This window comes from Pseudomonas sp. P4795 (assembly GCF_048822895.1).
In the GTDB taxonomy this organism is placed as follows: Bacteria; Pseudomonadota; Gammaproteobacteria; order Pseudomonadales; family Pseudomonadaceae; genus Aquipseudomonas.
This window is the reverse complement of record NZ_JBMFBT010000004.1, coordinates 642,180-668,371: the sequence shown is the minus strand read 5'-3', so window position 1 is coordinate 668,371 and position 26,192 is coordinate 642,180. Positions and strand designations below refer to the sequence as shown.

Here is a 26,192-nt window from a genome sequence, read left to right as displayed (position 1 = left end):
TTGCGATGGAGATTTGCATGACCCGTTACGCTCTGATCACCGGTGCCTCCAGCGGCATAGGCCTGGCCATGGCCGAAGCCCTGGCCCGCCGTGGCCGCAGCCTGATTCTGGTGGCCCGCCAGCGTGATCAGCTGGAAAGTATTGCAATTGAGCTGACCCAACGTTTTGGAGTTGAGGTGCTGTTCCGCGCCTGCGACCTCGGCGAACCGTTGCGCCTGTCCGGTTTCCTGCTGGAACTGGAAGAAGGTGACCGGCAGATCGATCTGCTGGTGAACTGCGCAGGCATTGGCACTTGCGGCCCGTTCCTGGCACAGGACTGGATGACCGAGCAGGACTTGATCGAGGTGAATATCCTCGCCCTGACCCGGCTGTGCCATGCGATCGGCAACAGCATGGCGCTGCAAGGTGGCGGGCAGATTCTCAATGTGGCTTCTGTAGCGGCTTTCAACCCCGGTCCGTGGATGAGCACTTACTACGCCAGCAAAGCGTATGTCCTGCATTTTTCCGAGGCGTTGCGGGTTGAACTCAAACAAAGCGCCGTGAAGGTCTCGGTACTCTGCCCCGGCCCGACCCGCACCGCATTCTTCCGCACCGCACAACTGAACAGCGACAAACTCAAAGACAGCAAACTGTTGATGAGCCCCGAGGAGGTCGCGCTGTACACCGTGCGTGCGCTGGAGAAAAACCGCGCGATCATCATTCCGGGACGACGCAACCGCTGGTTCGCGTTTTTGCCGCGACTGGGATCGCGCTGGCTCAATCGCACCATCGTCGGCATGCTCAACAAGGCTTACTGCCCGCGCTGAATAGTCCTACGGTAAAACACTGGGCGGCTTCATCCGCCCTGAGTACACTCATGCCAGCCCATACAACGGAGAAAACAGCAGTGGATACTCTGTTCACCAAGATCATCAACCGGGAGATCCCGGCCAGGATCATCTACGAGGACGACCAGGTTCTGGCGTTCCACGACATCGCGCCACAGGCGCCAGTGCATTTTCTGGTGATCCCGAAGAAACCGGTGCGCACCCTCAACGACCTCACCGAGGACGATAAGGCACTGGCCGGGCACATCCTGTTCACTGCCCAACGCCTGGCGCTGGAGCTCGGTTGCGAAGAAGGCTTCCGCGTGGTGATGAACTGCAACGAACAGGGTGGGCAAACTGTCTACCACATTCATATGCACGTCCTCGGTCAGCGCCAGATGAACTGGCCACCGGGCTGATCCGCAGCGATATCTGTGGGAGCGCCCCGCTCCCATATGACCCAGCGCAAACCTTCCCCGGCCGATTCGGTTAAACTGGCCGTCGAGATTCTTCCCGGAGGTCAGCATGACTACCCAACGTCACTACTCGCCGATTGACCGACTTCTGCTGCAAGCCGATGCCGCGATGCGCACCCTGCTGCCATTCAGCGGTCAGCCGTACCGTCCGTCCCCGGCTATCGTGCAGCCGGACGTGCAGATGAGCGACGAAGACACTCGCCATGTCGCCGGTCTGATGCGCATCAACCATACCGGTGAAGTCTGTGCCCAGGCGCTGTATCAAGGCCAGGCGTTGACCGCCAAGCTCCCGCAAGTGCGCGCGGCCATGGAGCATGCGGCGGAAGAAGAAATTGATCATCTGGTGTGGTGCGAACAACGCATTCATCAGTTGGGCAGCCACACCAGCGTGCTCAACCCACTGTTTTACGGCATGTCGTTCGGCATCGGCGCTGTCGCCGGTTTGATCAGCGACAAGGTCAGCCTCGGTTTCGTCGCGGCGACCGAGCATCAGGTGTGCAAACACTTGAACGAACATCTGGAGCAATTGCCAGCGGAGGACGAAAAGTCCCGGGCGATTCTGCAGCAGATGCGCATTGATGAAGAGCATCACGCCGAGAGCGCGCTGGAGGCTGGTGGTTTCCGTTTCCCGGCGCCGGTGAAGTTCGGTATGAGTATTCTGGCCAAGGTGATGACCAAGAGTACCTACAGAATCTGACAGCGGTAGTGCCAGACGGGCACTCATCGCTGGCAGGCCAGCTCCCACAAGCAATAAAAAAGGCGACGGTCCTGAGACAGTCGCCTTTTTTGTGCCTCGATTTCTTAGCTCGGCATGTTGCGAGCGTAGAAAATCTCGAGCATTTCGTGTTTCACACGCTCCGTCACCTGGGCGCGTTGCTCAGAGGACAGGTTGTTGGTGGCGTCGCCGAACAGGTAGTTATCCAGTTCGAAGTTCTTCAACAACATTTTGGTGTGGAACAGGTTCTCCTGGTACACGTTCACGTCGGTCATCTGGTACGCGCCGCGCGTGTCTTCGGAAAGGTAGTTCTGGATCGAATTGATCTCGTGGTCGATGAAGTGCTTTTTGCCTTCAACGTCACGTGTGAAGCCGCGCACACGATAATCCACGGTCACGATGTCCGAATCGAACTGGTGAATCAGGAAGTTGAGTGCTTTAAGCGGTGAAATGACACCACACGTCGACACATCGATGTCCACACGGAAAGTCGCAATGCCTGCATCCGGATGGATTTCCGGGTAGGTATGCACCGTGATATGGCTCTTGTCGAGGTGGGCCAGGATGATTTCTGGCAGTGGGCCTGGGGACTCTTCGATCTGGCTTTCGGTCGGGGTCACCGGCTCTTCCGAGATCAGAATCGTGACGCTGGCACCCTGAGGCTCATAGTTCTGACTCGCAATGTTCAGAATGTTGGCACCAATGATCTCGACAACTTCTGTGAGAATCTGCGTCAGGCGTTCGGCGTTGTACTCTTGATTGATGTACTCGACGTAAGCCTGCTGGTCTTGCGGGGTTTCCGCGTAGCAGATGTCATAGATGTTGAAGCTCAAGGTCTTTGTCAGGTTATTGAACCCGTGGAGCTTGAGTTTGCTTTTCACCGTTAAAAACTCTCTATGTATGCGGCATGGCCGCGTGATCAAGCATGCCCGTCAAATGCGAACAACGCACCTGCGTAGGACGGTTAACACCTCTTCGCGATGGCGATTTTGGTTATCTGTTCAGGCGGATGATCCGTCGACTGACCGATCACTGCCCTGAAAAAAGTGGCGCATTATGCAGACGTCAGCGGGGGATCGCCAGAGTCTGCACTGCTTTTATGATAGTTGAATGTCGGTTCAACCGAGTTCGATGATTTCGTAGTCGTGGGTGATCGCCACGCCAGCCGCGCCGAGCATGATCGAGGCCGAGCAATATTTCTCTGCCGACAGCTCGATGGCGCGTTTGACCTGGGCTTCTTTCAGGCCACGACCCTTGACCACGAAGTGCATGTGGATCTTGGTGAAGACTTTCGGATCTTCAGTCGCGCGCTCGGCTTCGAGGAAGGCTTCGCAGCTTTCAACCGCCTGACGCGACTTCTTCAGAATGCTCACCACGTCGAAGTTGCTGCAACCGCCAACACCGAGCAGGAGCATTTCCATCGGGCGGACACCCAGATTACGACCACCGGCGTCCGGCGGACCGTCCATGACCACCACATGACCGCTGCCGGATTCGCCGAGGAACATGGCTTCGCCAGCCCATTGGATGCGTGCCTTCATCGCCAAGACTCCACTGTATAAAAAAGGGTCGCCAGCTTAGCACAGGGTTTTGCTCCGACAGCGCGGCGTGCACGTCGGACGGATGCGTCTATAACGTAGGTAATTTCTCGAATCTTCAAGGAAGTGTCTGGTAAGCTGGCGCCAATTCGCTGGCGCCTGCCAGCCGGGTAACGTCCGTTTCAGCGCCCCATAAAAAATCAAACATTACCGTGCAGTCTTTTCGGGATACAACCATGGTTGGTATTACCCCCACACCCAAAATCAAGAACCTCGACAAGCTGTTGATGCACTGCCAGCGCCGCCGTCATGCGGCCAAGAGCAACATCATCTGCGCGGGTGATCGCTCCGATACGCTGTACTTCATCATCAAGGGTTCGGTGACGATCCTGATCGAGGATGACGACGGCCGCGAGATGATCATCGCCTACCTCAATGCCGGGGATTTCTTCGGCGAGCTAGGCCTGTTTGAACAGGCAGGGCAGGAACAGCAACGCAGTGCCTGGGTGCGGGCCAAGGTCGAATGCGAAGTCGCGGAAATCAGCTACGTGAAATTCCGCGAATTGTCGCAGCAGGACCCGGACATTCTTTACGTCCTCAGCGGACAAATCGCACAACGCCTGCGCAACACCACGCGCAAGGTCGGCGATCTGGCGTTCTTCGACGTGACCGGGCGGGTTGCCCGCTGCCTGCTGGAATTGTGCAAACAGCCAGATGCAATGACCCACCCGGACGGCATGCAGATCAAGGTGACTCGTCAGGAAATTGGGCGGATTGTCGGCTGTTCGCGGGAGATGGTCGGTCGCGTGCTCAAGGATCTTGAAGAACGCAACCTGGTAGACGTCAAAGGCAAGACCATGGTGGTCTTCGGTACGCGTTAAGCGCGCTATCTAGCTGGCGTACATCTGCGCCAGCATCAAACGGAACAATTCATCGAGCCGCGCCAGTGCATCTGGCGCCGAGAATTTCTCGTGCAGCGCGATGTGGCTTTCTGCCCGCACCCGCTGCTCAAGATCGCACGCCTGATTGAAGCGATTGACCGCCGCAATCATCGATTCGCGCTCGTCATCAATCAGCATCGCACCGTGCACCAACCCCACCGGACGCTGACCGCCCTGGCTCTGACGCCAGCGCTGCGCGGTGCCGACCATTTTGCGTCCGTCGAGGTTGACGTTGAACCGGCCATCGCAAAATGCGCCGTCGATTTCGCCCACCGACGCTGTGCCGCCCAACTCATCCAGCAACTCACAGATCGGGTCGCACAGACGCCGGTAACCGGTTTCGATGCGATTCAGATCGCCTTCGCTGCGTGGTGGTGCGTAAACCAGAGCAATGTTGATGGTGGCTGCGGATTGTGGCACCGGCTCGCCGCCGGTTTCGCGCAACAGTACCGGCCAGCCAGCGGCGGCCGAGACTGCGCAGGCGTGATCGAATTCAGGTAGACGGTTCAAGCGACGAGGCATGACCAGCGCGCGGTCGCTGGGTTGCCAGAACAGCAGGCCGAATTCGGCGTCGCCGGCACAGACCGAGGCCAGCAGATCCTGTTCGGCTTGCAGGCCGGCTTCGATAGTCAGGGAGGTTGGCAGCGACATGGAGGGCTCCGGCAGATCTGGAATCTTTAGAGATTGTGAGGGCCTTTTCGCGAGCAAGCTCGCTCCCACAGGGGAAATGCATTCCAATGTGGGAGCGAGCTTGCTCGCGAATGAGTCGACTCGCTCTGGATCGAATCAGTCGAGGGTCGACCCGATTACCGCAGTACCACGCTCCGGGAAGAACAGGCGCTGTAATTCAAGACCAGGACTCTCGGCGCGCATGAACGCTTCGCCGACCAGGAACGCATACACGTCGCTGATTTCCATCAGCTCGACATCGGCCCGGTTAAGAATCCCGCTCTCGGTAATCACCAGACGATCACGCGGAATGCGCGGCAGCAGATCAAGAGTGGTTTCCAGGCTGACTTCGAAGGTGTGCAGGTTACGGTTGTTAACCCCGACCAGCGGCGTGTCGAGAGTTTTCAGCGCGCGCTCCAGCTCATCGCCGTCGTGCACTTCCACCAGAACATCCAGACCAACACCTTTGGCCACGGCTGCCAGTTCGGCCATTTTCACGTCGTCCAGTGCGGAGACGATCAACAGCACGCAATCGGCGCCCAAGGCACGGGCTTCGATGATCTGGTAGGGATCGATCATGAAGTCCTTGCGGATCACCGGCAATTTGCACGCCGCGCGCGCCTGTTGCAGGTAAGCGTCCGCGCCCTGGAAATAGTCGATATCGGTCAGCACCGACAGGCAAGTCGCCCCGCCCTTCTCGTAGCTATTAGCGATGTCGGCTGGCACGAAATCCTCGCGGATCACGCCTTTGCTCGGTGAAGCCTTCTTGATTTCGGCGATCACGGCCGGTTGTTTCTTCTTGGCCTGCGCCAGCAATGCCTGGGCAAATCCACGGGGTGCATCGGCCGCCTTGGCCAGACTTTCCAGCTCGCTCAGGCTGACACGAGCGCTACGCTCGGCGACTTCCTGAACTTTGCGCGCCAGAATGTTTTCCAGAACCGTCGGTACACTCATCCCTCATTCTCCACTCTGAATACCGCGGTAAAGGCACCCAACTCCTCGAGTTTTTCCCGAGCGAGGCCGGTGTGCAAAGCGTCGTGCGCAAGCTCGACACCTTGTTTCAAACTGCTGGCGACGTCGGCGGCGTACAGCGCTGCACCGGCGTTGAGCACAATCATTTCGGCGGCTTTCTGGCCGTTCTCGGTTTTGCGCTTGCCCAGTGCATCGCGGATCAGCGCCAGCGAAGCCTCCGGGCCATCGACCGACAGGCCGTGCAAGCTCTGGCTCTTCATGCCGAGATCTTCCGGCTCGACCCAATACTCAGTGATCTGATCATTCTTCAGCTCAGCAACGAAGGTCGGCGCGGCGAGGCTGAACTCGTCCAGCCCGTCCTTCGAATGCACCACCAGCACGTGTTTGCTGCCCAGACGCTGCAAGACTTCAGCCAATGGTCGGCACAGCGCAGGGGTGAATACGCCGACTACCTGGTGTTTGACACCGGCCGGATTCGTAAGCGGGCCGAGCATGTTGAACAAGGTGCGCAGGCCGAGATCGCGGCGCGGGCCGGCGGCGTACTTCATGGCTTTGTGATGGGTCTGGGCAAACATGAAACCGATGCCGACGTTGTCGATGCAACGGGCGACTTGAACCGGCGTCAGGTTGAGGTAGATGCCGGCCGCTTCGAGCAAGTCGGCACTGCCGCTCTTGCCGGATACCGCACGGTTACCGTGCTTGGCAACGGTGCAACCAGCCGCTGCGACCACAAAGGAAGACGCAGTGGACACGTTGAAAATGTTCGCCCCGTCACCACCGGTGCCGACCACATCGACCACGCCGTCGAGGGTCTTCAGCTCAACGGTATCCGCCAGCTCGCGCATGGCCGAAACGGCGCCGACGATTTCGTCGATGCTTTCGCTCTTCATGCGCATGGCCATCATGAACGCGCCGATCTGCGCGTCAGTGCATTGGCCGGTCATGATTTCGCGCATCACGTCGCGCATTTCATCGGTGCTGAGGTCAAGGTGATCGACGATACGGCTCAGGGCTGTCTTGATATTCATGGGAAGTCCTTAGCGCGCGCCGCCGGTTTGTTTGAGGAAGTTGGCAAACAGTTCATGGCCCTGTTCGGTGAGGATCGATTCAGGGTGGAACTGTACGCCCTCAATGTTCAGGGTCTTGTGACGCAGGCCCATGATTTCGTCGACCGCGCCGTCAGCGTGTTGCGTCCACGCGGTCAGTTCCAGGCAATCAGGCAAGGTTTCGTGCTTGACGATCAGCGAGTGGTAACGCGTGACGGTCAGCGGGTTGTTCAGACCAGCGAACACGCCCTTGTCCTCGTGGAATACCGGGCTAGTCTTACCGTGCATCACCTGGCGGGCGCGGATCACGTCACCGCCAAAGGCCTGGCCGATGGACTGGTGGCCGAGACACACGCCGAGGATTGGCAATTTGCCGGCGAAGTGCTTGATGGCTTCGATGGAGATGCCGGCTTCGGTCGGTGTGCACGGACCGGGGGACACCACGATACGCTCAGGGTTGAGCGCTTCGATTTCGGCGATGGTCAGTTCGTCGTTGCGCACGACTTTGACTTCGGCACCCAGCTCGCCGAGGTATTGCACAACGTTGTAAGTAAAGGAGTCGTAGTTGTCGATCATCAGCAACATGGCGTTTCGAACCTCTTGAATTCTGACTTGAAGACAGCCTTCAGATGACTTGCCCGCAGGGCGCTGCACGATGTCGGACGCGAGAAGCGGCGGCAAAGCGGCATTTCAAACGAGCAAGGAAGGCAAAGCGATACAGATCCGGCCGGGCCGGCAGAAAGATTCAGGCGCGCCAACGCCAACGGGCGTGTGCCTTGATGACTTGATCCGGAAGTTTGCTGACGATCAACACGGGGAAGGTCTCATTCATACGTCTCGGCACAGTAACTTAGCTGGGCGGAGCGTGCAATAAGGCGCGGCCGGCGTGGGATAAATCAATTTGAAGGCTCGCGACCGATGGCAAAACGCCGGAAGTTTTTGGTACTGTCGTTTCGTTCACTACAACAATAAATAAACGGACTTGCTCATGATCAAACAGACGTTGTTTGTACCGCTCGCCGGATGCCTGCTCGCAATGGCCTGCGCCCAGGCGAATGCCGCACCTAATCCTTACTCGAATTTCATCGTCTTCGGCGACAGCCTGAACGACGCCGGCACCTTCGCCGACAGCGGAGGCCCCGCGGGCGCTACTCAGCGCTACACCAACCGCACCGGCCCGGTGTATCTGGATGGCAGCGGGGAATTGCGCTCGCTGAACGCCACGCAGATTCTCGGCGGCAAACTCGGGTTCTCACCGGACCAGACAGCGTCCTCTTCATCGGCAGTACGCGCTGGCGAAGGCTTGCCCGACGGCAACAACTGGGCGGTCGGCGGTTATCGCACCGACCAGATTCTCGATTCGATCACCACGCAATCCGCCACTGGCGAACGCACCCGCGCTGGTTATCTGCCGTCGAGCGGCTTTCGCGCGGATCCGAATGCGCTGTATTACCTGTCCGGCGGTGGCAATGATTTCCTTCAGGGCCGCGTGACAAATCTTGCGCAGGCCGGTGCCGCAGCTGATCGTCTCGCCAGCAGTGCGCAAACCCTGCAGCAGGCCGGCGCCCGTTACATCGTGGTCTGGCTGCTGCCGGACATCGGCTTCACCCCGGCCTTCAACGGCTCGCCGCTACAAGCATTCACTTCGCAGCTCAGCGCGCAGTTCAACACTGAACTGGTCAGCCAGTTGCAGGGCATCAACGCCAACATCATTCCACTGAACATTCCGGTGCTGCTCAAAGAGTCATTCGCCAACCCGGGACAGTTCGGCCTGGCCACAGACCAGAACCTCAGCGCCACTTGCTTCAGCGGCAGCGGTTGCACCGAAAATGCGCGGTACGGCATTAACAGTGCTACGCCGGATCCGACCAAGTTGATCTACAACGATGCGGTGCACCCGACCGAAGCCGGCCAGCGTCTGATTGCCGACTACACCTATTCGCTGTTGTCCGCACCATGGGAAGCCACCCTGCTGCCACAAATGGCCCAAGGAACGCTGCGTTCGCATCAGGATGAGCTGCGTAACCAGTGGCTGGCCGACTGGCAGAACTGGCAAGGCGTGGGTCAATGGCGGGCTATTGTCGCCGGTGGCGGCCAGCGTCAGGACTTCGACACCCAGGACAGCGGCGCCAGCGCCGACGGCAATGGCTACAACCTCAACGTCGGTGGCAGCTATCGCCTGAATGACGCGTGGCGCGTTGGTCTGGCCGCAGGTTTCTACAACCAGAAACTAGAAGCAGGCGATAACGATTCGGACTACAAGCTCAACACCTACATGGGCACCGCTTTCGCTCAGTATCAGCAGAATCGCTGGTGGGGTGATGCGGCTGTGACGGCTGGGCATCTGGACTACGACAGCCTGAAACGTAAATTCCAGCTCGGCGTCAACGAACGTGGCGAGAAAGGTGACACCGACGGCTACGTGCTGGCCTTCAGCGGTCGCGTCGGTTACGACATCGCGCCAGAGGCAAGCAGCCCATGGCACCTGTCGCCATTTGTCAGCGCAGATTTCGCCAAGGTTGAAGTCGATGGCTACTCCGAAAACGGCGCTGACTCCACCGCGCTGACCTTCGATGACCAGTCGCGCATCTCCCGGCGTCTCGGTGTTGGTATTCAGGGCAAGTACCAGATTACCGCGCAAACCCAGGTGTTCGGCGAGCTCGCGCATGAGCGCGAGTACAACGACGACACTCAGGATGTGACGATGAGTCTCAACAGCCTGCCGAACAATCACTACACCCTGGACGGCTACACCCCGCAGACCAACCTCAATCGCTTGAACCTGGGCGTGAGCCACAACCTCACCAAAGACCTGGCATTACGCGCCAGCTACAACATCCGCAAGGATGATGACTTTACCCAGCAAGGGATCAACCTTGGCGTAGCGCTGGACTTCTAAAAACAGCAGGCAATAAAAAACGCAGCGTCCTTGCGGGCGCCGCGTTTTTTTATGCCGATCAATCAGTCCGGAGTCTGTTCAGCCAGTGCCACGGCACGGAACATCGCGCGGCGCTTGTTCAGGGTTTCTTCCCATTCCAGCGCCGGCACCGAGTCGGCAACGATGCCGCCACCGGCCTGCACATGCAGTTCGCCGTTTTTGATCACAGCGGTACGAATCGCAATCGCGGTGTCCATATTGCCGTTCCACGCGAAGTAACCGACCGCGCCGCCATACACGCCACGTTTGACCGGTTCCAGCTCGTCGATGATTTCCATCGCGCGGATCTTCGGCGCGCCGGACAAGGTGCCCGCCGGCAGAATCGCCCGCAGTGCATCCATCGCCGTCAGCCCGGCTTTCAACTGGCCGGTGACGTTGGACACGATGTGCATCACGTTGGAATAACGCTCGATGACCATTTTCTCGGTGAGCTTCACCGAACCGATTTCCGAGACGCGACCCGTGTCGTTGCGCCCCAGATCGATCAGCATCAAATGCTCGGCGATCTCTTTGTCATCCGAGAGCAAGTCTTCTTCCAGCGCCAGATCGGCTTCTTCGGTCGCGCCACGCGGACGCGTACCGGCAATCGGCCGCACGGTGATCAGGTTGTCTTCAACCCGCACAAGCACTTCCGGCGAACTGCCGACGACGTGGAAGTCGCCGAAGTTGAAGAAGTACATATAAGGCGTCGGGTTGAAGCAACGCAGCGCGCGGTACAGATCGATCGGTGCAGCCTTGAAGTCGATCGACATGCGCTGCGACGGCACGACCTGCATGCAGTCACCGGCGAGGATGTATTCCTTGATGGTGTCGACGGCTTTTTCGTAGTCACTCTGGGTGAAGCTGGAGCGGAAGATCGGATCGGCCGCTTGCTGCTTGCTGAAATCCAGACCGCGGCGCGGGGTGATCGGCTGGCGCAGTTGCTCCAGCAATTCCTGCAACCGCGCCTGACCTTGCTCGTAGGCATCGCCCTGCGCCGGGTCGGCCAGCACGATCGCGTGCATCTTGCCGGCGAGGTTGTCGAAAACAACTACCGCGTCGGAGACCATCAGCAGAATGTCCGGCACGCCCAGCGGATCCGGGTTCGGGCATTTGCCGAGGCGTTTCTCGACGTAGCGCACGCAGTCGTAGCCGAAGTAACCCACCAGCCCACCGTTGAAACGCGGCAGACCGGCGATGGTCGGCACGTTGTAGCGCGCTTTGAAGTCTTCGACGAAAGCCAACGGGTCCTCGACATCGTGGCTTTCAGTCTCGACGCCATCGACGGTGATGCTGACGTGATGGTCGTGAACCCGCAGCACGGTGCGGCACGGCAGACCGATGATCGAATAGCGGCCCCATTTCTCGCCGCCCTGCACCGATTCGAGCAGGTAGGAGTTGGGCTGGTCGGCCAGTTTCAGGTAGATCGACAGCGGCGTGTCGAAGTCGGCCAGAGTTTCGCAGGCCAACGGGATACGGTTATAGCCGGCAGCGGCCAAACGCAGGAATTCTTCGCGGATCATGGTGTGCCTCGTGGTGTGAGGTGCAATCAGTCAGGTGTGCAAACGTGCCGGCAGGCCGGCCAGGAACCAGTCAGGCGCGCCAACGCCAGCGGGCCAGGGCCTTGATGACTTTCATCCAGAGTTTGCGAGTGACCACCACGATGGCGTTTCCAGCAGGGGGTTGAACAGCGTCGGGCAACGTTATCCCAGCGGCCGTATCCAGGCAACCGGGAATTAGTCTGCGCAGATCATCGATCACCAGCGTCGGCGATTCCTCGGCAATCGGCCGGCCGTGGTTGTAGCCATAACTCAACGCGACACACTTGACCCCCGCCGCTTTCGCCGCCAGTACATCGCTGCGCGAGTCGCCGACGAACAGCGATTGCGAGGCCGGGATGTTGGCCATTTTCATCACGAAGAACAGCGCAGCCGGATCAGGTTTTTTCTGCGGCAGGGTGTCGCCGCCGATGATCCACTTGAAGTAGCGGCCGATCTTCATCTGATCCAGCAGCGGCGCGACGAAACGCTCCGGCTTGTTGGTGATCAGCGCCATGGCCACGCCTTGCTTGTGCAGCCATTTCAGGGTGTCGCGCACGCCGGGATAGACCACGGTCAGCTCATGGCTGGCGCCGTAAGCTTCCATGAACACTTCCAGTGCGTGCTCGGCTTCGACGTCATCCACCGAGGAATGCTCGATGCCACCGGCCAGCGCGCGGCGCACCAGCACTGGCGCGCCGTTGCCGACCCACTCGCGCACCGATTCGAGACCGGCCGGTTTACGCCCGAGGCTGAGCAGCATGTGGTCCACCGCCACCGCCAGGTCGGGGACCGAATCGATCAGCGTGCCATCCAGATCGAACATCACCAACCGTGGCAGTTTGCCCGGGAACAGCTGCTCAAAACCGCTCATGGACGCGCCAGCGCCAGTTCGGCACGCATCTTGTCGATGACTTCCTGATAGTTCGGCGCGTTGAAAATCGCCGAGCCGGCCACAAAGGTGTCTGCGCCGGCAGCAGCGATTTCACGGATGTTGTTGACGTTGACCCCGCCGTCGATTTCCAGACGAATGTCACGCCCCGACGCATCAATGATTGCGCGCGCTTCACGCAGTTTGTCGAGGGTGCCGGGAATGAATTTCTGCCCGCCGAAGCCCGGGTTGACGCTCATCAGCAAGACCATGTCGACCTTGTCGATCACGTACTTGAGCACGTCCAGCGAGGTTGCCGGGTTGAACACCAGGCCGGATTTGCAGCCGCCCTCACGGATCAACTGCAGCGAACGGTCGACGTGTTGCGTGGCTTCCGGGTGGAAGGTGATATAGGTCGCGCCGGCTTCGATGAAATCGCCAACGATGCGATCCACCGGGCTGACCATCAGGTGTGCATCGATTGGCGCGGTAACGCCGTACTTGCGCAGTGCCGCGCAAACCATCGGGCCGATGGTCAGGTTGGGCACGTAGTGGTTGTCCATGACATCGAAGTGGACGAAGTCGGCACCGGCGGCCAGAACGTTGTCCACTTCTTCGCCGAGGCGGGCGAAGTCGGCGGAGAGAATCGAAGGAGCAATTACGAAGGGCTGCATGACGCACCTTTTCTGAGCTAAATCACGATGGCGCGCATTGTATACCTCAAGTTTCCGCGCGCGCACCGTGACTGCGATGATCAGTAGGCGGCGCGGTAAATCTTCTCGATATCCGCAGCGCTGAGCTTGCGCGGGTTATTGCGCATCAGACGCTCGATGCCCGCGGCCTCCACGGCCATGGCCGGGATGGCATCTTCCGGCACGCCGAAACTACGCAGGCCTTGGGGGATTTCCACCGCCGCACACAGATCGGTCATGGCCCGCACCGCACTGTCCGCCGCCTCGTTGAGACTCAGATGAGCGGTCTTCACTCCCATGGCTTCGGCGATATCCTGCATGCGTTCGACGCTGGCCATCTTGTTCCAGGTCATGACGTACGGCAGCAGCAGCGCATTGCTCACGCCGTGGGCAATGTTGAAACGCCCACCGAGCGGATAGGCCAGCGCATGCACCGCGCCAACCCCGGCATTACCGAACGCCATGCCGGCCATCAGGCTGGCGGTGGCCATGTCTTCGCGGGCTTGCAGGTTGGACGGATTGGCGTAGGCCTTGGGCAAGGATTTGGCGATCAACTTGATCGCGCCGATCGCCAGCGCATCGGTGATCGGCGAGGCATTCAATGACAGGTAGGATTCGATCGCGTGCACCAGCGCATCGACACCACTGGCAGCAGTCACGCTGCGTGGGCAGGTCAGGGTCATTTGCGGACTGACCAGCGCCACGTCCGGCAGCAGATAATCGCTGACGATGCCCTTCTTCAATTGCGCGAGCTTGTCCGAGAGAATCGCCACGTTGGTGACTTCCGAACCGGTACCGGCGGTGGTCGGAATGGCGATCAGCGGCGGGCCTTTGCGCGGCACCTGATCAACGCCGAATAAATCTTCCAGCGCGCCGTGATAACCGGCATACGCAGCGACGCTTTTGGCGATGTCGATGGCGCTACCGCCGCCCAGCCCGATCAAACCGTCATGCCCGCCTTCGCGGTAAACGCGCATGCAGTCCTCGACGATGGCGATTTCCGGGTCTGGCAGCACGCGGTCGAAGATTTCGTAACTACGCCCGCCGAGATGCGCCAGTGCCAGCTCGACCGTGCCGGATTTGACCAGCGCGGCGTCGGTAACGATCAGCGGGTTGTCGATGTCGAGTCGCGTGAGTTCGGCGGCGAGCAGCTCGATGGCGGCGGCGCCGGTGATCAGCTTGTGGGCGATTTTGAACGAGGAAAGACTCATGGTGCGCAGCCTCTTATAGATGTGGGAGCTGGGCACAAGATTAGCTTGGGATTTGGGGTTGTCTGGTATTCAGACTGTGAATGGTGGGGTGAAGAGCAAGATCAAGAACCCCTCACCCTAGCCCTCTCCCGGAGGGAGAGGGGACTGACCGAGGTGTACTCTCGAGGTACATCGACCTGAATTACCGAGCCGAACTCAGGCTTTGAGAACCATGAAGATCTGCTCCCTTCCCCCCTCGCCCCCTTGGGGGCGGTCCGACGTTTCGGGAGGGTTGGGGTGAGGGGGTAAGCTCTTGATCTGGCCCTTAAACCTGAGCGGTGCGCAGTTTTTCGCTGCGGCCACGCAACCATTCCAGCGTCAGCAACAGAATTACCGAAAATGCGATAAGCAGGGTTGCCGCAGCGGCGATGGTCGGACTGAGGTTCTCGCGAATCCCGCTAAACATCTGCCGCGGCAAAGTCGCCTGCTCCGGCCCTGCCAGAAACAACGTCACCACGACCTCATCAAACGAAGTCGCAAAGGCAAACAGCGCACCGGAAATAACCCCCGGCGCAATCAATGGCAAGGTCACCCGACGAAACGCGGTCAGCGGCGAAGCACCGAGACTGGCCGCCGCTCGCACCAGATTATGGTTGAAGCCCTGCAAGGTCGCCGACACAGTGATGATCACAAACGGCACGCCCAGCACCGCGTGCACCACGATCAGCGAGAAGAAGCTGTTGCCCAAGCCCAACGGTGCGAAGAACAGATAACTCGCCACACCAATGATCACCACCGGCACCACCATCGGCGAAATCACCAGCGCCATCACCAGCGCCTTGCCAGGAAAATCTCCACGGGTCAGGCCAATCGCCGCCAGCGTGCCGAAGATCATCGCCAACACGGTCGCGGCAGGGGCGACGATGATGCTGTTCTTCAGCGCACGCATCCATTCCGCCGAGGCGAAGAAGTCGTGATACCACTGCAACGAAAAACCTTGCAGCGGGTACACCAGAAAACTGCCTGAGTTGAACGACAGCGGAATGATCACCAGCACCGGCAGGATCAGGAACAACAGGATCAGGCCGCAGAGAATCCGCAGGCTGTAGAACCACACCCGTTCGATGGGCGACATGTAAGGACTCAGCATTTCAAATTCCCCTTAGCTCAGGCGCAGGCGACTGGCGCCCACCAGCCAGCTGTAGATCAGATAAAGCACCACGGTCGCCAGCAGCAACAACCCGCCAAGTGCGGTGGCCATGCCCCAGTTGATGCTGGTGTTGGTGTAGAAGGCGACGAAGTAGCTGACCATTTGATCGTTCGGGCTGCCGAGCAGCGCCGGGGTGATGTAGTAGCCGATGGCGAGGATGAACACCAGCAGGCACCCGGCGCCGATACCGGCATAGGTCTGCGGGAAATACACCCGCCAGAAACTGGCGAACGGGTGGCAGCCAAGGGAAATCGCGGCACGCATATAGGTTGGCGAGATGCCTTTCATCACGCTGTAGATCGGCAGGATCATGAACGGCAGCAGGATGTGCACCATCGAGATGTAGACTCCGGTGCGGTTGAACACCAGCTCCAGCGGCTTATCGATGATGCCCATGGCCATCAGCCCGCTGTTGATCAATCCGCCCGATTGCAGCAGCACGATCCACGCCGCGACGCGCACCAGGATCGAGGTCCAGAACGGCAGCAACACCAGAATCATCAGCAGGTTGCTCTGGCGCGACGGCAGGTTCGCCAGCAGGTAGGCCAGCGGATAGGCGAGGACCAGGCAGATCACGGTGATGACCAGGCCCATCCAGAACGTGCGGGCGAAGATGTCGAGGTAGATCGCCTGATCCGGAGTGGCCGGGGCGATTTCGCCGAGGTCGTCGATGCGGTGATCAACCGATGCCAACAAGTAATACGGCGTGATGTTACTAGTGTTACGGCGCACCGCTTGCCAATAGGCCGGGTCGCCCCAGCGTTCATCAAGGGCTTCCAGTGCTTCTTTATAAGAGGCCGGTTCGCTGGCGAATGGCAGCGCGCGGGCGGTTTTGGTCAGCAGGCTGCGATAGCCGGCCAACTCCATGTTCAAGCGCTTGGACAGATCGCCCAGGGTCTGGTTTTTGCGGGCTTCGGCGAGGTCTTCGCTGGCGGCTTTGTACACTGGCTCAGCGGGCAGGCCGCGGCCGTCCCAACTGGCGATGGCCGCCACGGTGCGCGGCATGCCGCCGACCACTTCCGGGTTGCCAACACTTTTGTAGAGCAGCGCCACAATCGGCACCAGGAACACCAGCAACAGAAACAGCACCAGCGGCGCGATCAGTGCCTGGGCTTTCCAGCGGTTGACCCGCTCGGCGCGCTTGAGCCGCTGCTTCAAAGTGGGGCTGTTGCCCGCGTTCAGGGGAACGGCGATGGCCATGACGTACTCCGCAAATCGATCTTTCTAATTCATACAACCTGTGGGAATTGGCTTGTGTGGCGAGGGAGCTTGCTCCCGCTTGAGTGCGCAGCACTCACAAGTATTTTGGGGCTGCTTCGCAACCCAGCGGGAGCAAGCTCCCTCGCCACAACAGTTCAGTCCAGAAGTTGGAGTTTTGGTTATTTCGCAGCCCAGGAGTTAAAGCGCTGCTCCAGTTGCTCGCCGTTGTCAGCCCAGAAGCTGACGTCGATCTGCACCTGGTTGGCGATGTTTTCCGGAGTGGTCGGCATGTCTTTCAGGACATCCTTGGCCAGCAGCGGCACGGCTTGGGTGTTGGCCGGGCCGTAGGCGATGTTTTCCGAGTAGGTCTTCTGCTGCTGCGGCTGTACCGAGAACGCGATGAATTTCTTCGCAGCTTCCGCACGCTTGGCGTCCAGACCTTTCGGGATGGCCCATGCGTCGAAGTCGTAGATGCCGCCGTTCCACACCACTTTCAGGTTGGATTCTTTCTGCACTGCAGCGATGCGGCCGTTGTAGGCGGAGCTCATCACCACGTCACCGGAAGCCAGGTACTGCGGCGGTTGCGCGCCGGCTTCCCACCATTGAATGCTCGGTTTCAGCTCATCAAGTTTCTTGAACGCGCGATCCTGACCACCCTTGCTCGCCAATTCCTTGTAGACATCTTTCGGCGCAACACCATCGGCCATCAAGGCGAATTCGAGAGTGTATTTGGCGCCTTTGCGCAGGCCACGCTTGCCCGGAAATTTCTTGGTGTCCCAGAAGTCTGCCCAGCTGGTTGGCGCGGTTTTCAGCTTGTCGGCGTTGTAGGCGAGCACGGTCGACCACACGAAGAAGCCCACGCCACACGGCTGGATTGCGCCCTTGACGTAATCTTCGGTCTTGCCGAACAGCGCAGGGTCGAGCTGCTCGAACATGTCTTCATCGCAACCACGGGACAGTTCCGGCGATTCAACTTCCACCAGGTCCCACGACACACTTTTGGTATCGACCATGGCTTTGACCTTGGCCATCTCGCCGTTGTACTCGCCAGCGACGATCTTGCCGTTGCCCGCCGCTTCCCACGGTGCGTAGAAGGCTTTGACTTGCGCCGCCTTATTCGCCCCGCCAAACGACACCACGGTCAGATCCGGGCCGGCGGCCATTGCGCTGGCCGCACCCATCAGGCCCAGGATCAGGGCTGTGAACTTCAGGGATCTCAACATTTATTGTTCTCTCCACGTGCAGGGTTGGTGTTGGTGTTGCCGGGGCGATTAATGCGCCTCTAGAAGTGGATCGAGCGCGCGAACGTGTTCGACCTGCCAGCCAAGCGGTACCACGTCGCCGACGGCGAGCGCTGGATCGAGCTCGGCAATCGGTTGTTTCACGAAGAAGTCGGTCTTGCCGCAGACTTCCAGGCGAACCCGGACGTGGTCGCCCAGATAGATGAATTCGGCCACTCGCCCGGAGAAGCGGTTGACGCATTGATCGCTCGAACCGTTGAGGCTGACGCGCTCCGGACGGATCGACAGGGTCACCGGTTCGCCGGTCTGGCCGACGTTGACCGCCAATGCCTCGACCTTTTCCCCACGGCCCAGCTCGACCACGCAGCGCTCACCGCTCTGACTGACCAGACGCCCGTTGAGTCGATTGTTCTCGCCGATGAAGTTGGCGACGAAGGTGTTTTTCGGTTCTTCGTAGAGGGTGCGCGGCGGTGCGATCTGCTGGATCTCGCCCTGATGGAACACCGCGACGCGGTCAGACATGGTCAGCGCTTCGCCTTGATCGTGGGTTACGTAGACCACGGTCACGCCGAGGCGCTGGTGCAGGTGTTTGATTTCCATCTGCATGTGTTCACGCAGTTGCTTGTCGAGGGCGCCGAGCGGTTCGTCCATCAGCACCAGTTGCGGTTCGAACACCAAGGCGCGGGCCAGTGCCACACGCTGTTGCTGACCGCCGGAGAGTTGCGCCGGATAGCGCTGGGCGAAGGCGTCGAGCTGCACCATGCTCAGGACTTTCTTCACCCGATCGCTGACGTCGCTTTTGTTCAGGCCGCGCACGGTCAGCGGGAAAGCGAGGTTTTCGGCAACGGTCATGTGCGGGAACAGCGCGTAGTTCTGGAACACCATGCCGATGTCGCGCTTGTGCGGCGGCACGTTGTTGATCGAACGCCCCGCCAGCAGAATTTCCCCGGCGGTCGGCGTTTCGAAACCGGCGAGCATCATCAGGCTGGTGGTCTTGCCCGAACCGGACGGCCCGAGCAGGGTGAGGAATTCGCCCTTGCGAATATCCAGGTTGAGGTCTTTGACGATCAGGTTCTCGCCGTCGTAGCTCTTCTGCACTCCACGAAAGCTGACCAGCACGTCACTGGCCCCTGCGTTTGAATCGACCTGGCTCATACCCACACCTTTGTTGTTGATGACTGCTTGTGTATCAAGCCTAGTGGCTGGCGGCAGTCACGCAAATCGGGGTGCAGGAGAGAATCGCCTCAGCGGGATGGAAGGTTGCGGGTAGGGATTGCCCTACAAGGATGGCGCGTTTGGGCAAGTCAGCGGCAAGCTTGAAGCTACAAGCCGCCAGCACAGGCAAAAGCCGCTGTCGCTAATGGATATGCCCACCCAAAGCTGTAGGAGCTGTCGAGTGCAACGAGGCTGCGATCTTTTGATCTTGCTGCTAAAGATCAAAAGATCGTCCGATCGCGGCCCGAGCCTGCGGCAGCTCCTACAGGGGAATTGTGCGAGCAGTCAGAGAAGTTTGTGTTCCATCGCGTACTTCACCAGTTCGGCCAGCGAAGTGATGTTGAGCTTTTGCATCAGCCGTGCCTTGTGCGTGCTGATGGTCTTGCTGCTCAGGGCCAGTTGCTGGGCGATATCGTTGACGTTGGCGCCTTGGGCGAGGCGCTCGAACACCGAAAACTCGCGCTCCGAGAGCAATGAATGCAACGGCCGCGCATCGGTCAGGCCGACTTCGAAGACCATGCGATCGGCCAGATCCGGATCGATATAGCGCCCACCCGCCGCGACCTTGCGGATCGCCGTCAGCAGCAGCGCCGGATCACTGTCCTTGGTCGCATACCCGGCGGCGCCGACCTTCAACGCTCGCGCGGCCATTTGCGCTTCGTCGTGCATCGACAGCACCAGAATTGCCGGTGGATTGTTCAGCGCACGAATTCGCGGGATCGCCTCGAGGCCGTTTACACCGGGCATCGAGATGTCCAGCAACACGACTTCGCACGGCACATGGCGCAGAGTCTCGAGCAGTTGTTCGCCATTGCTCGCCTCCCCCACCACCAGCAGATCTTTGGCCAGGCCGATCAATTGCTTGATGCCTTCACGGACGATGGTGTGGTCTTCGGCTACCAGTACACGGATCACTTACTTCTCCTCATCCAGCGGCACTCGCACACTCAGGGTCGTGCCTTCACCCGGCTGACTGTCCAGCGCCAACTGCCCGCCCATGATCAACACGCGTTCGCGCATTCCGACCACCCCGAAGGAAGTCGGCCGACCGCCAGCGGCGACAAATCCTACGCCATCATCGCTGACCGTCAGACACAATTCGTCGCCTTCCAGCGCCAGCGTCAGTTCCACAGTATGCGCCTGAGCGTGGCGCATGACGTTGGTCAGCGCCTCCTGCAAGATCCGGAACAGCCCGATGGCCTTGGCGTCGCTGAGCGGCGGCAGGTTGTCCGGCACCTGCACCAGACACGGAATCTGCGTACGCGCTTCAAAACGCCGCGCCTGCCATTCAATCGCCGACGCAATGCCGGCATCGAGAATCGGTGGACGCAACGCCGTTGCCACATCGCGCACCAGTTGAAACAACTGGGCGATCAGGCGCTTCATGCTGTTCAGCCGTTCGTTCAGACCGGGATCAAGTTGCGCGTAGGCCAGTTCGCACATCGATGTCTCCAGTTTCAACACCGTGAGCATCTGCCCCAGCTCATCGTGCACTTCACGGGCAATCCGCGCCTTTTCTTCTTCGCGCACGCTTTCAAGGTGCGCCGACAGTTCGCGCAGTTGCTCGCGCGATGCGGCCAGTTCCAGTTCGATGCGTTTGCTCTCGCTGATGTCCCAGACAATGCCGTCCCAAACGTAGGCGCCATCCTCCAACTGCCGCGTGATCGCTTTGATTTCGGCCCAGCGCTGCTCGCCGTGACGGGTGACAATCCGCCCCTGCCAAGTCCAGTCGCTGTCAGTGTCCAGCGCCTGATCCTGAGTCCGGTGATAACTGGCCTTGTCATCCGGGTGCACCAGACTGCGCAGGCCCATGTCGCGATGGGCAATGGTTGCCGGCGCATAGCCCACCAGACTTTCGCTGCCCTCGCTGATGTAGGCGAAGTCGATCTGCCCCGTGACCGGCGCCCGCTCCAGTCGGAATACCAGACCCGGCACATTGGCGGCAATGCCCTGCAAACGTGCTTCGCTTTCCTGCAACGCGGCCAACGCGCGACGGCGCTCGGTGACGTCAGTCAGGTAAACCACCAGATATTCGCTGTCGCGAAAACGCAGGAAGCTCAGCGACACATCGGCCGGCAACACGCTGCCATCGGCGCACACGCAGTTGGTTTCAAAGCTTAGCGGCCCTTCTTCGCTGGCGCGGGCGCGTTTCCACAGGTTGAGCCAGCGATCCATGTGCAGGCCGGGTTCGAAGTCAATCAGCGGCCGCTCGATCAGCGCGCCCTGCGGATAACCGAGCATGTTTTCGGCCGCGCGGTTGGCGTAGCGCACGTGGCTGTCCCAATTGACCCAGAGAATACCCACGGTACTTTGATCGATAGAAAACTGCGTCAGACGAAGCGCTTCCTCGCTTGCCGCACGCTGAGCAATGTCCTCGCGCGCCGCGAGCAGGCGTAGCTCAAGGCTGTGTTGCTGACGCCTTTGCCACCACACAATTGCGGCGCAACTGAGCAACAGCACAGCGAACAACAGGCTGAGGTTCTGCCAGAAGCCCGGCGACTCGGTAAGACGCGGATATTTAGGCTGCAACCATTGTGTGTGCAAGCGTTCCAGATCCTTGGCCGGGATCGCGCGCAAGCCGCTTTCGACGATCCCCGCCAGTTGCGGCCAGTCACGTCGGGTGGCAACCCGCAGCAATTGCGGCAGGCCAATGTCACCGACCACCACCAACCCGGCGAACTCCGGTTCCGCCGACAGTCGTCCAAGCTGCGCCTCATCGACCACCGCGTACGACGCTTGCTGACTCAACAACAGTTGTAAGGCCTGGCGCTCCAGCGGCACGCCTTGCAGATTCAGATGCGGATAATTGCCACGCAGATAATCGGCGGTGACGCTCGGCATGCGCACCGCGACGCGAGTCTGACTGTCGAGTTTTTCCAGCTCCACCGCGCCGCTGGCCTTCTGGTCGCTGACCACCAGTTGCGGCACGCGCATGTACGGGTCGGAGAATTGCCACAGGCGCAGCGCACCCGGCGTCTGAGTCAGACCCGGAGCGATGTCGACCTCGCCGTCACGCACCGCGGCTTCCAATTGCGCCAGGTCTGGAAAATTGCGCCAGCTCAGCTCGATGTTCAGCGCCTGGGCCAGCCACTTCATCAACTCGACATTAGCCCCGGACAGACGCTGCAAGCGCCGGTCGTATTGCGCATAGGGCATCTGCAACACCAGCCCGACGCGCAACTCGCTGTGCTGCGCCAACCACTCTTGCTGGCTCGCCGACAACTGCGCGCTGTGCTTCGGTGGCGCAGGCGCCGCCCAGCCCATCAAGGGAATGCACAAACAGCCGATAACCCACAGGCAGCAAAAACGCATCATTGAAGTCTCATACACTGACAAATTCTGACCAACCCATTAGGCTGCCGGGATACTTTCTGGCCTGGAATAACCGATGCCCCCTGTCTCCCGCCTGGCAATGCCAGCATTGTGCCTGTCGCTGATCCTGCCTAGTGCGTTTTCCGTCGAAGCCGCCGATCCGGCGCCCGCCGCTGCAACGGAGAAATCCGCTGCAGAAAAACCGGTCGAACGCTCGCCACTGCTTGAGCGTAGTCAGGAAGAAGCCGCTGCACTCGAACGCACGGTTCCAGCCCAGGAACAGCAGCAGTTGCAGGCAGGCAGCGACACCTTCCTCGCCCTGTGGAAGCCGGCCAATGTCGCCGAACCCGAGGGCGCGGTGATCATCATCCCAGGCGCAGGCGAAACCGCTGACTGGCCGCAAGCCATCGGTCCGCTGCGGCAAAAACTGCCGGATGCCAAGTGGAGCAGCCTGAGTATCACCCTGCCCGATCAGCAAAGCGAAGCCATCGCACCGCGCGTAGTTGAAACCCCGGTCGCGCCGAAACCCGCCGACCCCGGCAGCAAGGACTCGACCACCGCCCAGCCGATCGAGCAAGCCGCGGGCGGTGAAGCCGATGTCGCTGACAAGGTGGTTGCCGAAACCGCTGAAGAGCAGTCCAAGGCTGACGCCGAACGAATTTTCGCGCGCATCGACGCTGCGATTGCCTACGCTGAATCGCAAAGTGCCCGCAGCATCGTCGTACTCGGTCACGGCACCGGCGCCTATTGGGCGGCGCGTTATCTGAGTGAGCGGCAGACATCGCAAGTGGCAAAATTTCTGATGGTTGCAGCGCAGGTTCCGCCGAAGGCCAAGCCGGAACTGGTGGAACTGACGCCGACCCTGAAACTGCCGACCGCCGACCTCTTCTACATGGACAAGCCGCTGGATCGCAACGCCGCGCTGGAGCGGATGCAGGCGAGCAAGCGTCTGAAGACTCCGGCATTCAGTCAGGTGGCGCTCAAGGCGTTGCCGGACAACAAGGCTGAGCAGGAACAGTTGTTTCGTCGCGTGCGCGGGTTCCTGAATCCGCAAACCCCGGACTGATTGCAGCAAAAGCAAAAGATCGCAGCCTTCGGCAGCTCCTACACGGGTTTGATGTGAACCCTGTAGGAGCTGCCGAACGCTGCGATCTCTTGATCTTCAGCCGTTAGCGAAAGTCTCTGCGCTCTCGAATCAACGTATACGCGCTATGTAACTCACGGGTCTTGTCGGTCGCGTCACGCACCTGCGCCTGACTCGCCCCCGTCCCGGCAATTTTGTCCGGATGATGCCGACTGAGCAGGCGCCGATAAGCGCGCTTGATCTGCGCCGGCTCGCTGCTTGCTGAAACCCCGAGCAGACTCATCGCCTCCTGATAGCTCAGCGCAGCACTCACCACCGGACGCTTGTTCGGTTCGTAATCAGCGGCCAAGGCCTGGATCTGATGAGTGCTCCAGCCCAGCCATTTGCCCCACTGCGCCAACAACTCACGCTCACTGGCACCGGCCCGGCCATCGGCCCAGACCATGCGCAAGCAGGCCCGCAACACACCTTCGGCGGCGTGCGGCTGACCACTCAAGCGCCGCAGATAACCGCGCAAATTGTCACTGCCGGACTTGCCGCGATTGAACGCAGCAATCGCCCGGCGCTGTGCCGGCTCGCTCATCTCCAACGCGCGCATCTCCTGTCGCGCCTGCTGAATATGCCCGTCCGTGACGCGTCCGTCGCGTTTGGCCAGCCGCCCGAGCAACACGAACAGCAGTTCGTCGTTGCGCAGCATCGGCTTGCCGCCGAGTTTTTCCCGCAAATGCCCCCAGCTCTGCAGTTGCAGGCGCCGATCCAGCGCTTGCCCCAACAAAGCCCCAAGCATGGCCCCCGGAATGCTTGCAATCGCAAAACCCGCTCCGGCTCCAATCAGAGTCCCTGGCCACAACATATCAGCGACTCGCTTCTATCAAGGTTTCGGCTTCGGCCAGACGCTCGTGAGTGCCGACATCAACCCAGTGGCCTTTCAGACGCTCGCCTGTCACCTGCCCTTCGCCCATGGCTTTACGCAATAACGGCGCGAGTTTGAATGCGCCGTCCGTGCAGCCATCGAACAACTGCGGATGCAGGACTGCGATGCCGCTGTAGGTCAGGGTCGCAGCACCGGGCTGAGCATCCTGCACCTCACCATCGACCAGCATGAAATCGCCTGTCGGGTGATGCGCCGGGTTGTCCGCCAGCACCAGATGCGCCAGGCCGTTGCTCGGCTGATGCAAGACGCTGAAGTCGTAATCGGTCCAGATATCACCGTTGACCACCAGAAACGCGTCATTACCGAGCAGCGGCAAGGCGCGGAAAATCCCGCCGCCGGTTTCCAGAGGTTCGCCTTCCGGCGAGTACTGGATGCTGACGCCGAACTGCGAGCCGTCGCCCAGGTAATCCTCGATCTGCTGACCGAGCCAGGCGTGGTTGATCACGATTTCGTTGAAGCCCGCCGCCGCGAGGGCGCGCAGGTGATATTCGATCAGGGGAACCCCGCCAGCGCGCACCAGCGGTTTGGGGGTGGTCAGGGTCAGCGGGCGCATGCGCTCGCCTTTGCCTGCCGCCAGTATCATCGCTTTCATGCAGTCACTCCGCCGCGCAGGCTGCTCAACAGCGCTTGCAGATCCGCCAGCTCAGGACGCCGCGCGATCACCGCTTCTATATAGGCAAAGAAACGCGGCACATCCGCCAGATAACGCGGCTTGCCATCGCGGTGGCAGATGCGCGCGAAAATGCCGATGACTTTCAGATGACGCTGCACACCCATCAGATCGCTGGCGCGCAGGAAGTCTTCGAAGTCCGGCTGCACCGGAATGTTCAACGCTGCTGCTTGCTGCCAATAAATTTCCAGCCAGCCGCGCACACGTTCTTCAGGCCAACTGAGAAAGGCATCCTTGAACAGGCAGGTCACGTCGTAGGTCACCGGGCCGTAGACCGCATCCTGGAAATCCAGTACGCCGGGATTCGGTTCGCTGAGCATCAGGTTGCGTGGCATATAGTCGCGGTGCACCAGGACTTTCGGCTGAGCCAGAGCGCTGTCGATCAGCAGATCGCTGACCTGCTGCCACAGTTGCTGCTGAGCCGCATCGAACTCGATACCCAATTCACGCTTCACATACCACTCAGGGAACAATTCCAGCTCGCGGCGCAGCAATGCCACGTCATAGCTCGGCAGTGGCGCGACCATTGGCAACTGCTGGAAAGCCAGCAATGCTTGCAGTGCGTCGTCGAACAGATCGTCGGCATTTTCGCCATTGATCACATCCAGATAGGTCTGGTTGCCGAGGTCATTGAGCAAAAGAAATCCGCGTTCGAGGTCTTCCGCGTAAATTTTTGGAACATTTATTCCGGATTTCGCCAGCAAAAACGCGATATCCACGAACGGTTTGCAGTTTTCCTGGGGTGGCGGTGCGTCCATCACGACAAAACTGCGACCCGCGCCTTCCCAGCGGAAGTAACGGCGAAAACTCGCGTCGCTGCTGGCCGCGGTCAACGTGGCCGGGGGTACGGCGCCCCAGCCTTGCGCGGCAAAAAGGCTTGCCAGTTGCTCATCGAGCCAAACTTTCAGGTGTTGCAAGCGTACATCTTGGTCAGGCATTGCAAGGGTCTCCGACG

General features: G+C 60.0%; 25 protein-coding genes. 6 read left to right on the top strand and 19 right to left on the bottom strand.

Annotation, left to right across the window (positions count from 1 at the left end; all coding sequences use genetic code 11):
* Window positions 1-17 precede the first annotated feature (17 nt).
* The 3 genes from ACOI8A_RS15125 (at window position 18) to coq7 (ending at window position 1,979) form a co-directional block, all read left to right on the top strand.
* The gene (locus ACOI8A_RS15125) at window positions 18-806 is read left to right on the top strand and encodes an SDR family NAD(P)-dependent oxidoreductase (RefSeq protein WP_420647180.1); all 789 of its coding nucleotides are present in this window, start codon (window positions 18-20) and stop codon (window positions 804-806) included.
* A gap of 80 nt (window positions 807-886) precedes the next feature.
* A complete protein-coding gene (locus ACOI8A_RS15120; protein WP_420647181.1) occupies window positions 887-1,225 on the top strand; it encodes a histidine triad nucleotide-binding protein in 339 nt (112 codons plus the stop codon).
* 106 nt (window positions 1,226-1,331) lie between these two features.
* On the top strand, window positions 1,332-1,979 hold the full coding sequence (gene coq7, locus ACOI8A_RS15115) for a 2-polyprenyl-3-methyl-6-methoxy-1,4-benzoquinone monooxygenase (RefSeq protein ID WP_420647182.1): 648 nt from the start codon (window positions 1,332-1,334) through the stop codon (window positions 1,977-1,979).
* A 104-nt stretch (window positions 1,980-2,083) separates the two neighbouring features.
* Here coq7 and speD read toward each other — a convergent pair whose 3' ends face one another.
* Entirely contained in the window at window positions 2,084-2,878 is a 795-nt protein-coding gene (speD, locus tag ACOI8A_RS15110) for an adenosylmethionine decarboxylase (RefSeq protein ID WP_420647183.1), read from the bottom strand.
* Between the two features lie 237 nt (window positions 2,879-3,115).
* On the bottom strand, window positions 3,116-3,538 hold the full coding sequence (locus ACOI8A_RS15105) for an OsmC family protein (protein ID WP_007941657.1): 423 nt from the start codon (window positions 3,536-3,538) through the stop codon (window positions 3,116-3,118).
* A gap of 233 nt (window positions 3,539-3,771) precedes the next feature.
* Between ACOI8A_RS15105 and crp the strand changes: the two genes are divergently transcribed.
* On the top strand, window positions 3,772-4,416 hold the full coding sequence (gene crp / locus ACOI8A_RS15100) for a cAMP-activated global transcriptional regulator CRP (RefSeq protein WP_420647184.1): 645 nt from the start codon (window positions 3,772-3,774) through the stop codon (window positions 4,414-4,416).
* A gap of 9 nt (window positions 4,417-4,425) precedes the next feature.
* Here crp and ACOI8A_RS15095 read toward each other — a convergent pair whose 3' ends face one another.
* The 4 genes from ACOI8A_RS15095 to ACOI8A_RS15080 form a co-directional block, all read right to left on the bottom strand.
* Entirely contained in the window at window positions 4,426-5,127 is a 702-nt protein-coding gene (locus tag ACOI8A_RS15095; RefSeq protein WP_420647185.1) for a lipoate--protein ligase family protein, read from the bottom strand.
* 135 nt (window positions 5,128-5,262) lie between these two features.
* On the bottom strand, window positions 5,263-6,099 hold the full coding sequence (gene trpC, locus ACOI8A_RS15090) for an indole-3-glycerol phosphate synthase TrpC (RefSeq protein WP_420647186.1): 837 nt from the start codon (window positions 6,097-6,099) through the stop codon (window positions 5,263-5,265).
* A complete protein-coding gene (trpD, locus tag ACOI8A_RS15085; protein ID WP_420647187.1) occupies window positions 6,096-7,145 on the bottom strand; it encodes an anthranilate phosphoribosyltransferase in 1,050 nt (349 codons plus the stop codon). The genes trpC and trpD overlap by 4 nt, the downstream gene beginning before the upstream one ends.
* Before the next feature lie 9 nt (window positions 7,146-7,154).
* A complete protein-coding gene (locus tag ACOI8A_RS15080; RefSeq protein WP_420647188.1) occupies window positions 7,155-7,748 on the bottom strand; it encodes an aminodeoxychorismate/anthranilate synthase component II in 594 nt (197 codons plus the stop codon).
* A gap of 403 nt (window positions 7,749-8,151) precedes the next feature.
* On the opposite strand from ACOI8A_RS15080, the gene estP reads away from it, so the two are divergent.
* Window positions 8,152-10,062 carry an esterase EstP gene (estP, locus tag ACOI8A_RS15075; RefSeq protein WP_420647189.1) on the top strand — a complete coding sequence of 637 codons (1,911 nt, stop codon included), beginning with the start codon at window positions 8,152-8,154 and terminating at the stop codon, window positions 10,060-10,062.
* Window positions 10,063-10,124: 62 nt separating this feature from the next.
* Here the strand turns inward: estP and trpE are convergent, their stop codons facing one another.
* From trpE to ACOI8A_RS15025, 10 genes are all read right to left on the bottom strand, one after another.
* Window positions 10,125-11,603, bottom strand: coding sequence for an anthranilate synthase component I (gene trpE / locus ACOI8A_RS15070; protein ID WP_420647190.1), 1,479 nt, complete (start codon window positions 11,601-11,603; stop codon window positions 10,125-10,127).
* Window positions 11,604-11,673: 70 nt separating this feature from the next.
* Window positions 11,674-12,492 carry a phosphoglycolate phosphatase gene (locus ACOI8A_RS15065; protein WP_420647191.1) on the bottom strand — a complete coding sequence of 273 codons (819 nt, stop codon included), beginning with the start codon at window positions 12,490-12,492 and terminating at the stop codon, window positions 11,674-11,676.
* Complete coding sequence (gene rpe, locus ACOI8A_RS15060; RefSeq protein WP_420647192.1) at window positions 12,489-13,163, bottom strand: ribulose-phosphate 3-epimerase; 675 nt, start codon at window positions 13,161-13,163, stop codon at window positions 12,489-12,491. Before rpe ends, ACOI8A_RS15065 begins: the two co-directional genes overlap by 4 nt.
* Before the next feature lie 80 nt (window positions 13,164-13,243).
* Window positions 13,244-14,392: an iron-containing alcohol dehydrogenase gene (locus ACOI8A_RS15055; protein WP_420647193.1), complete on the bottom strand. Its 1,149-nt coding sequence runs from the start codon at window positions 14,390-14,392 to the stop codon at window positions 13,244-13,246.
* 304 nt (window positions 14,393-14,696) lie between these two features.
* Window positions 14,697-15,521: an ABC transporter permease gene (locus ACOI8A_RS15050; RefSeq protein ID WP_008084123.1), complete on the bottom strand. Its 825-nt coding sequence runs from the start codon at window positions 15,519-15,521 to the stop codon at window positions 14,697-14,699.
* Window positions 15,522-15,533: 12 nt separating this feature from the next.
* The gene (locus ACOI8A_RS15045) at window positions 15,534-16,781 is read right to left on the bottom strand and encodes an ABC transporter permease (RefSeq protein ID WP_420647194.1); all 1,248 of its coding nucleotides are present in this window, start codon (window positions 16,779-16,781) and stop codon (window positions 15,534-15,536) included.
* 179 nt (window positions 16,782-16,960) lie between these two features.
* Window positions 16,961-18,004 (bottom strand): ABC transporter substrate-binding protein, encoded by a 1,044-nt coding sequence (locus ACOI8A_RS15040; RefSeq protein ID WP_420647195.1) that lies wholly within the window; start codon window positions 18,002-18,004, stop codon window positions 16,961-16,963.
* Between the two features lie 48 nt (window positions 18,005-18,052).
* Window positions 18,053-19,177: an ABC transporter ATP-binding protein gene (locus ACOI8A_RS15035; RefSeq protein ID WP_420647196.1), complete on the bottom strand. Its 1,125-nt coding sequence runs from the start codon at window positions 19,175-19,177 to the stop codon at window positions 18,053-18,055.
* A 345-nt stretch (window positions 19,178-19,522) separates the two neighbouring features.
* Entirely contained in the window at window positions 19,523-20,152 is a 630-nt protein-coding gene (locus ACOI8A_RS15030; protein WP_223487535.1) for a response regulator, read from the bottom strand.
* Complete coding sequence (locus tag ACOI8A_RS15025; RefSeq protein WP_420647197.1) at window positions 20,153-22,552, bottom strand: PAS domain-containing sensor histidine kinase; 2,400 nt, start codon at window positions 22,550-22,552, stop codon at window positions 20,153-20,155. It abuts the gene before it with no gap.
* A gap of 73 nt (window positions 22,553-22,625) precedes the next feature.
* Here ACOI8A_RS15025 and ACOI8A_RS15020 point away from each other — a divergent pair, with 73 nt between their 5' ends.
* Entirely contained in the window at window positions 22,626-23,615 is a 990-nt protein-coding gene (locus ACOI8A_RS15020) for an alpha/beta hydrolase family protein (RefSeq protein WP_420647198.1), read from the top strand.
* 103 nt (window positions 23,616-23,718) lie between these two features.
* Here the strand turns inward: ACOI8A_RS15020 and ACOI8A_RS15015 are convergent, their stop codons facing one another.
* Genes ACOI8A_RS15015 through ACOI8A_RS15005 form a run of 3 tightly spaced genes read right to left on the bottom strand, consistent with a single transcriptional unit; the run spans window position 23,719 to window position 26,175 of the window.
* Entirely contained in the window at window positions 23,719-24,486 is a 768-nt protein-coding gene (locus ACOI8A_RS15015; protein ID WP_420647199.1) for a TerB family tellurite resistance protein, read from the bottom strand.
* A 1-nt stretch (window position 24,487) separates the two neighbouring features.
* On the bottom strand, window positions 24,488-25,159 hold the full coding sequence (murU, locus tag ACOI8A_RS15010; RefSeq protein ID WP_420647200.1) for an N-acetylmuramate alpha-1-phosphate uridylyltransferase MurU: 672 nt from the start codon (window positions 25,157-25,159) through the stop codon (window positions 24,488-24,490).
* Complete coding sequence (locus ACOI8A_RS15005; RefSeq protein WP_420647201.1) at window positions 25,156-26,175, bottom strand: aminoglycoside phosphotransferase family protein; 1,020 nt, start codon at window positions 26,173-26,175, stop codon at window positions 25,156-25,158. The genes murU and ACOI8A_RS15005 overlap by 4 nt, the downstream gene beginning before the upstream one ends.
* Window positions 26,176-26,192: the final 17 nt, after the last annotated feature.

What these genes read in the sequence shown, in the direction of transcription:
- ACOI8A_RS15125 (WP_420647180.1), top strand. Translation starts at nt 18, where the DNA reads ATGACCCGTTACGCTCTGATCACCGGTGCCTCCAGCGGCATAGGCCTG.
- coq7 (WP_420647182.1), top strand. Translation starts at nt 1,332, where the DNA reads ATGACTACCCAACGTCACTACTCGCCGATTGACCGACTTCTGCTGCAA.
- ACOI8A_RS15105 (WP_007941657.1), bottom strand. Translation starts at nt 3,538, where the DNA reads ATGAAGGCACGCATCCAATGGGCTGGCGAAGCCATGTTCCTCGGCGAA.
- crp (WP_420647184.1), top strand. Translation starts at nt 3,772, where the DNA reads ATGGTTGGTATTACCCCCACACCCAAAATCAAGAACCTCGACAAGCTG.
- ACOI8A_RS15095 (WP_420647185.1), bottom strand. Translation starts at nt 5,127, where the DNA reads ATGTCGCTGCCAACCTCCCTGACTATCGAAGCCGGCCTGCAAGCCGAA.
- trpC (WP_420647186.1), bottom strand. Translation starts at nt 6,099, where the DNA reads ATGAGTGTACCGACGGTTCTGGAAAACATTCTGGCGCGCAAAGTTCAG.
- trpD (WP_420647187.1), bottom strand. Translation starts at nt 7,145, where the DNA reads ATGAATATCAAGACAGCCCTGAGCCGTATCGTCGATCACCTTGACCTC.
- ACOI8A_RS15080 (WP_420647188.1), bottom strand. Translation starts at nt 7,748, where the DNA reads ATGTTGCTGATGATCGACAACTACGACTCCTTTACTTACAACGTTGTG.
- estP (WP_420647189.1), top strand. Translation starts at nt 8,152, where the DNA reads ATGATCAAACAGACGTTGTTTGTACCGCTCGCCGGATGCCTGCTCGCA.
- trpE (WP_420647190.1), bottom strand. Translation starts at nt 11,603, where the DNA reads ATGATCCGCGAAGAATTCCTGCGTTTGGCCGCTGCCGGCTATAACCGT.
- ACOI8A_RS15065 (WP_420647191.1), bottom strand. Translation starts at nt 12,492, where the DNA reads ATGAGCGGTTTTGAGCAGCTGTTCCCGGGCAAACTGCCACGGTTGGTG.
- rpe (WP_420647192.1), bottom strand. Translation starts at nt 13,163, where the DNA reads ATGCAGCCCTTCGTAATTGCTCCTTCGATTCTCTCCGCCGACTTCGCC.
- ACOI8A_RS15055 (WP_420647193.1), bottom strand. Translation starts at nt 14,392, where the DNA reads ATGAGTCTTTCCTCGTTCAAAATCGCCCACAAGCTGATCACCGGCGCC.
- ACOI8A_RS15050 (WP_008084123.1), bottom strand. Translation starts at nt 15,521, where the DNA reads ATGCTGAGTCCTTACATGTCGCCCATCGAACGGGTGTGGTTCTACAGC.
- ACOI8A_RS15045 (WP_420647194.1), bottom strand. Translation starts at nt 16,781, where the DNA reads ATGGCCATCGCCGTTCCCCTGAACGCGGGCAACAGCCCCACTTTGAAG.
- ACOI8A_RS15040 (WP_420647195.1), bottom strand. Translation starts at nt 18,004, where the DNA reads ATGTTGAGATCCCTGAAGTTCACAGCCCTGATCCTGGGCCTGATGGGT.
- ACOI8A_RS15035 (WP_420647196.1), bottom strand. Translation starts at nt 19,177, where the DNA reads ATGAGCCAGGTCGATTCAAACGCAGGGGCCAGTGACGTGCTGGTCAGC.
- ACOI8A_RS15025 (WP_420647197.1), bottom strand. Translation starts at nt 22,552, where the DNA reads ATGATGCGTTTTTGCTGCCTGTGGGTTATCGGCTGTTTGTGCATTCCC.
- ACOI8A_RS15020 (WP_420647198.1), top strand. Translation starts at nt 22,626, where the DNA reads ATGCCCCCTGTCTCCCGCCTGGCAATGCCAGCATTGTGCCTGTCGCTG.
- ACOI8A_RS15015 (WP_420647199.1), bottom strand. Translation starts at nt 24,486, where the DNA reads ATGTTGTGGCCAGGGACTCTGATTGGAGCCGGAGCGGGTTTTGCGATT.
- murU (WP_420647200.1), bottom strand. Translation starts at nt 25,159, where the DNA reads ATGAAAGCGATGATACTGGCGGCAGGCAAAGGCGAGCGCATGCGCCCG.
- ACOI8A_RS15005 (WP_420647201.1), bottom strand. Translation starts at nt 26,175, where the DNA reads ATGCCTGACCAAGATGTACGCTTGCAACACCTGAAAGTTTGGCTCGAT.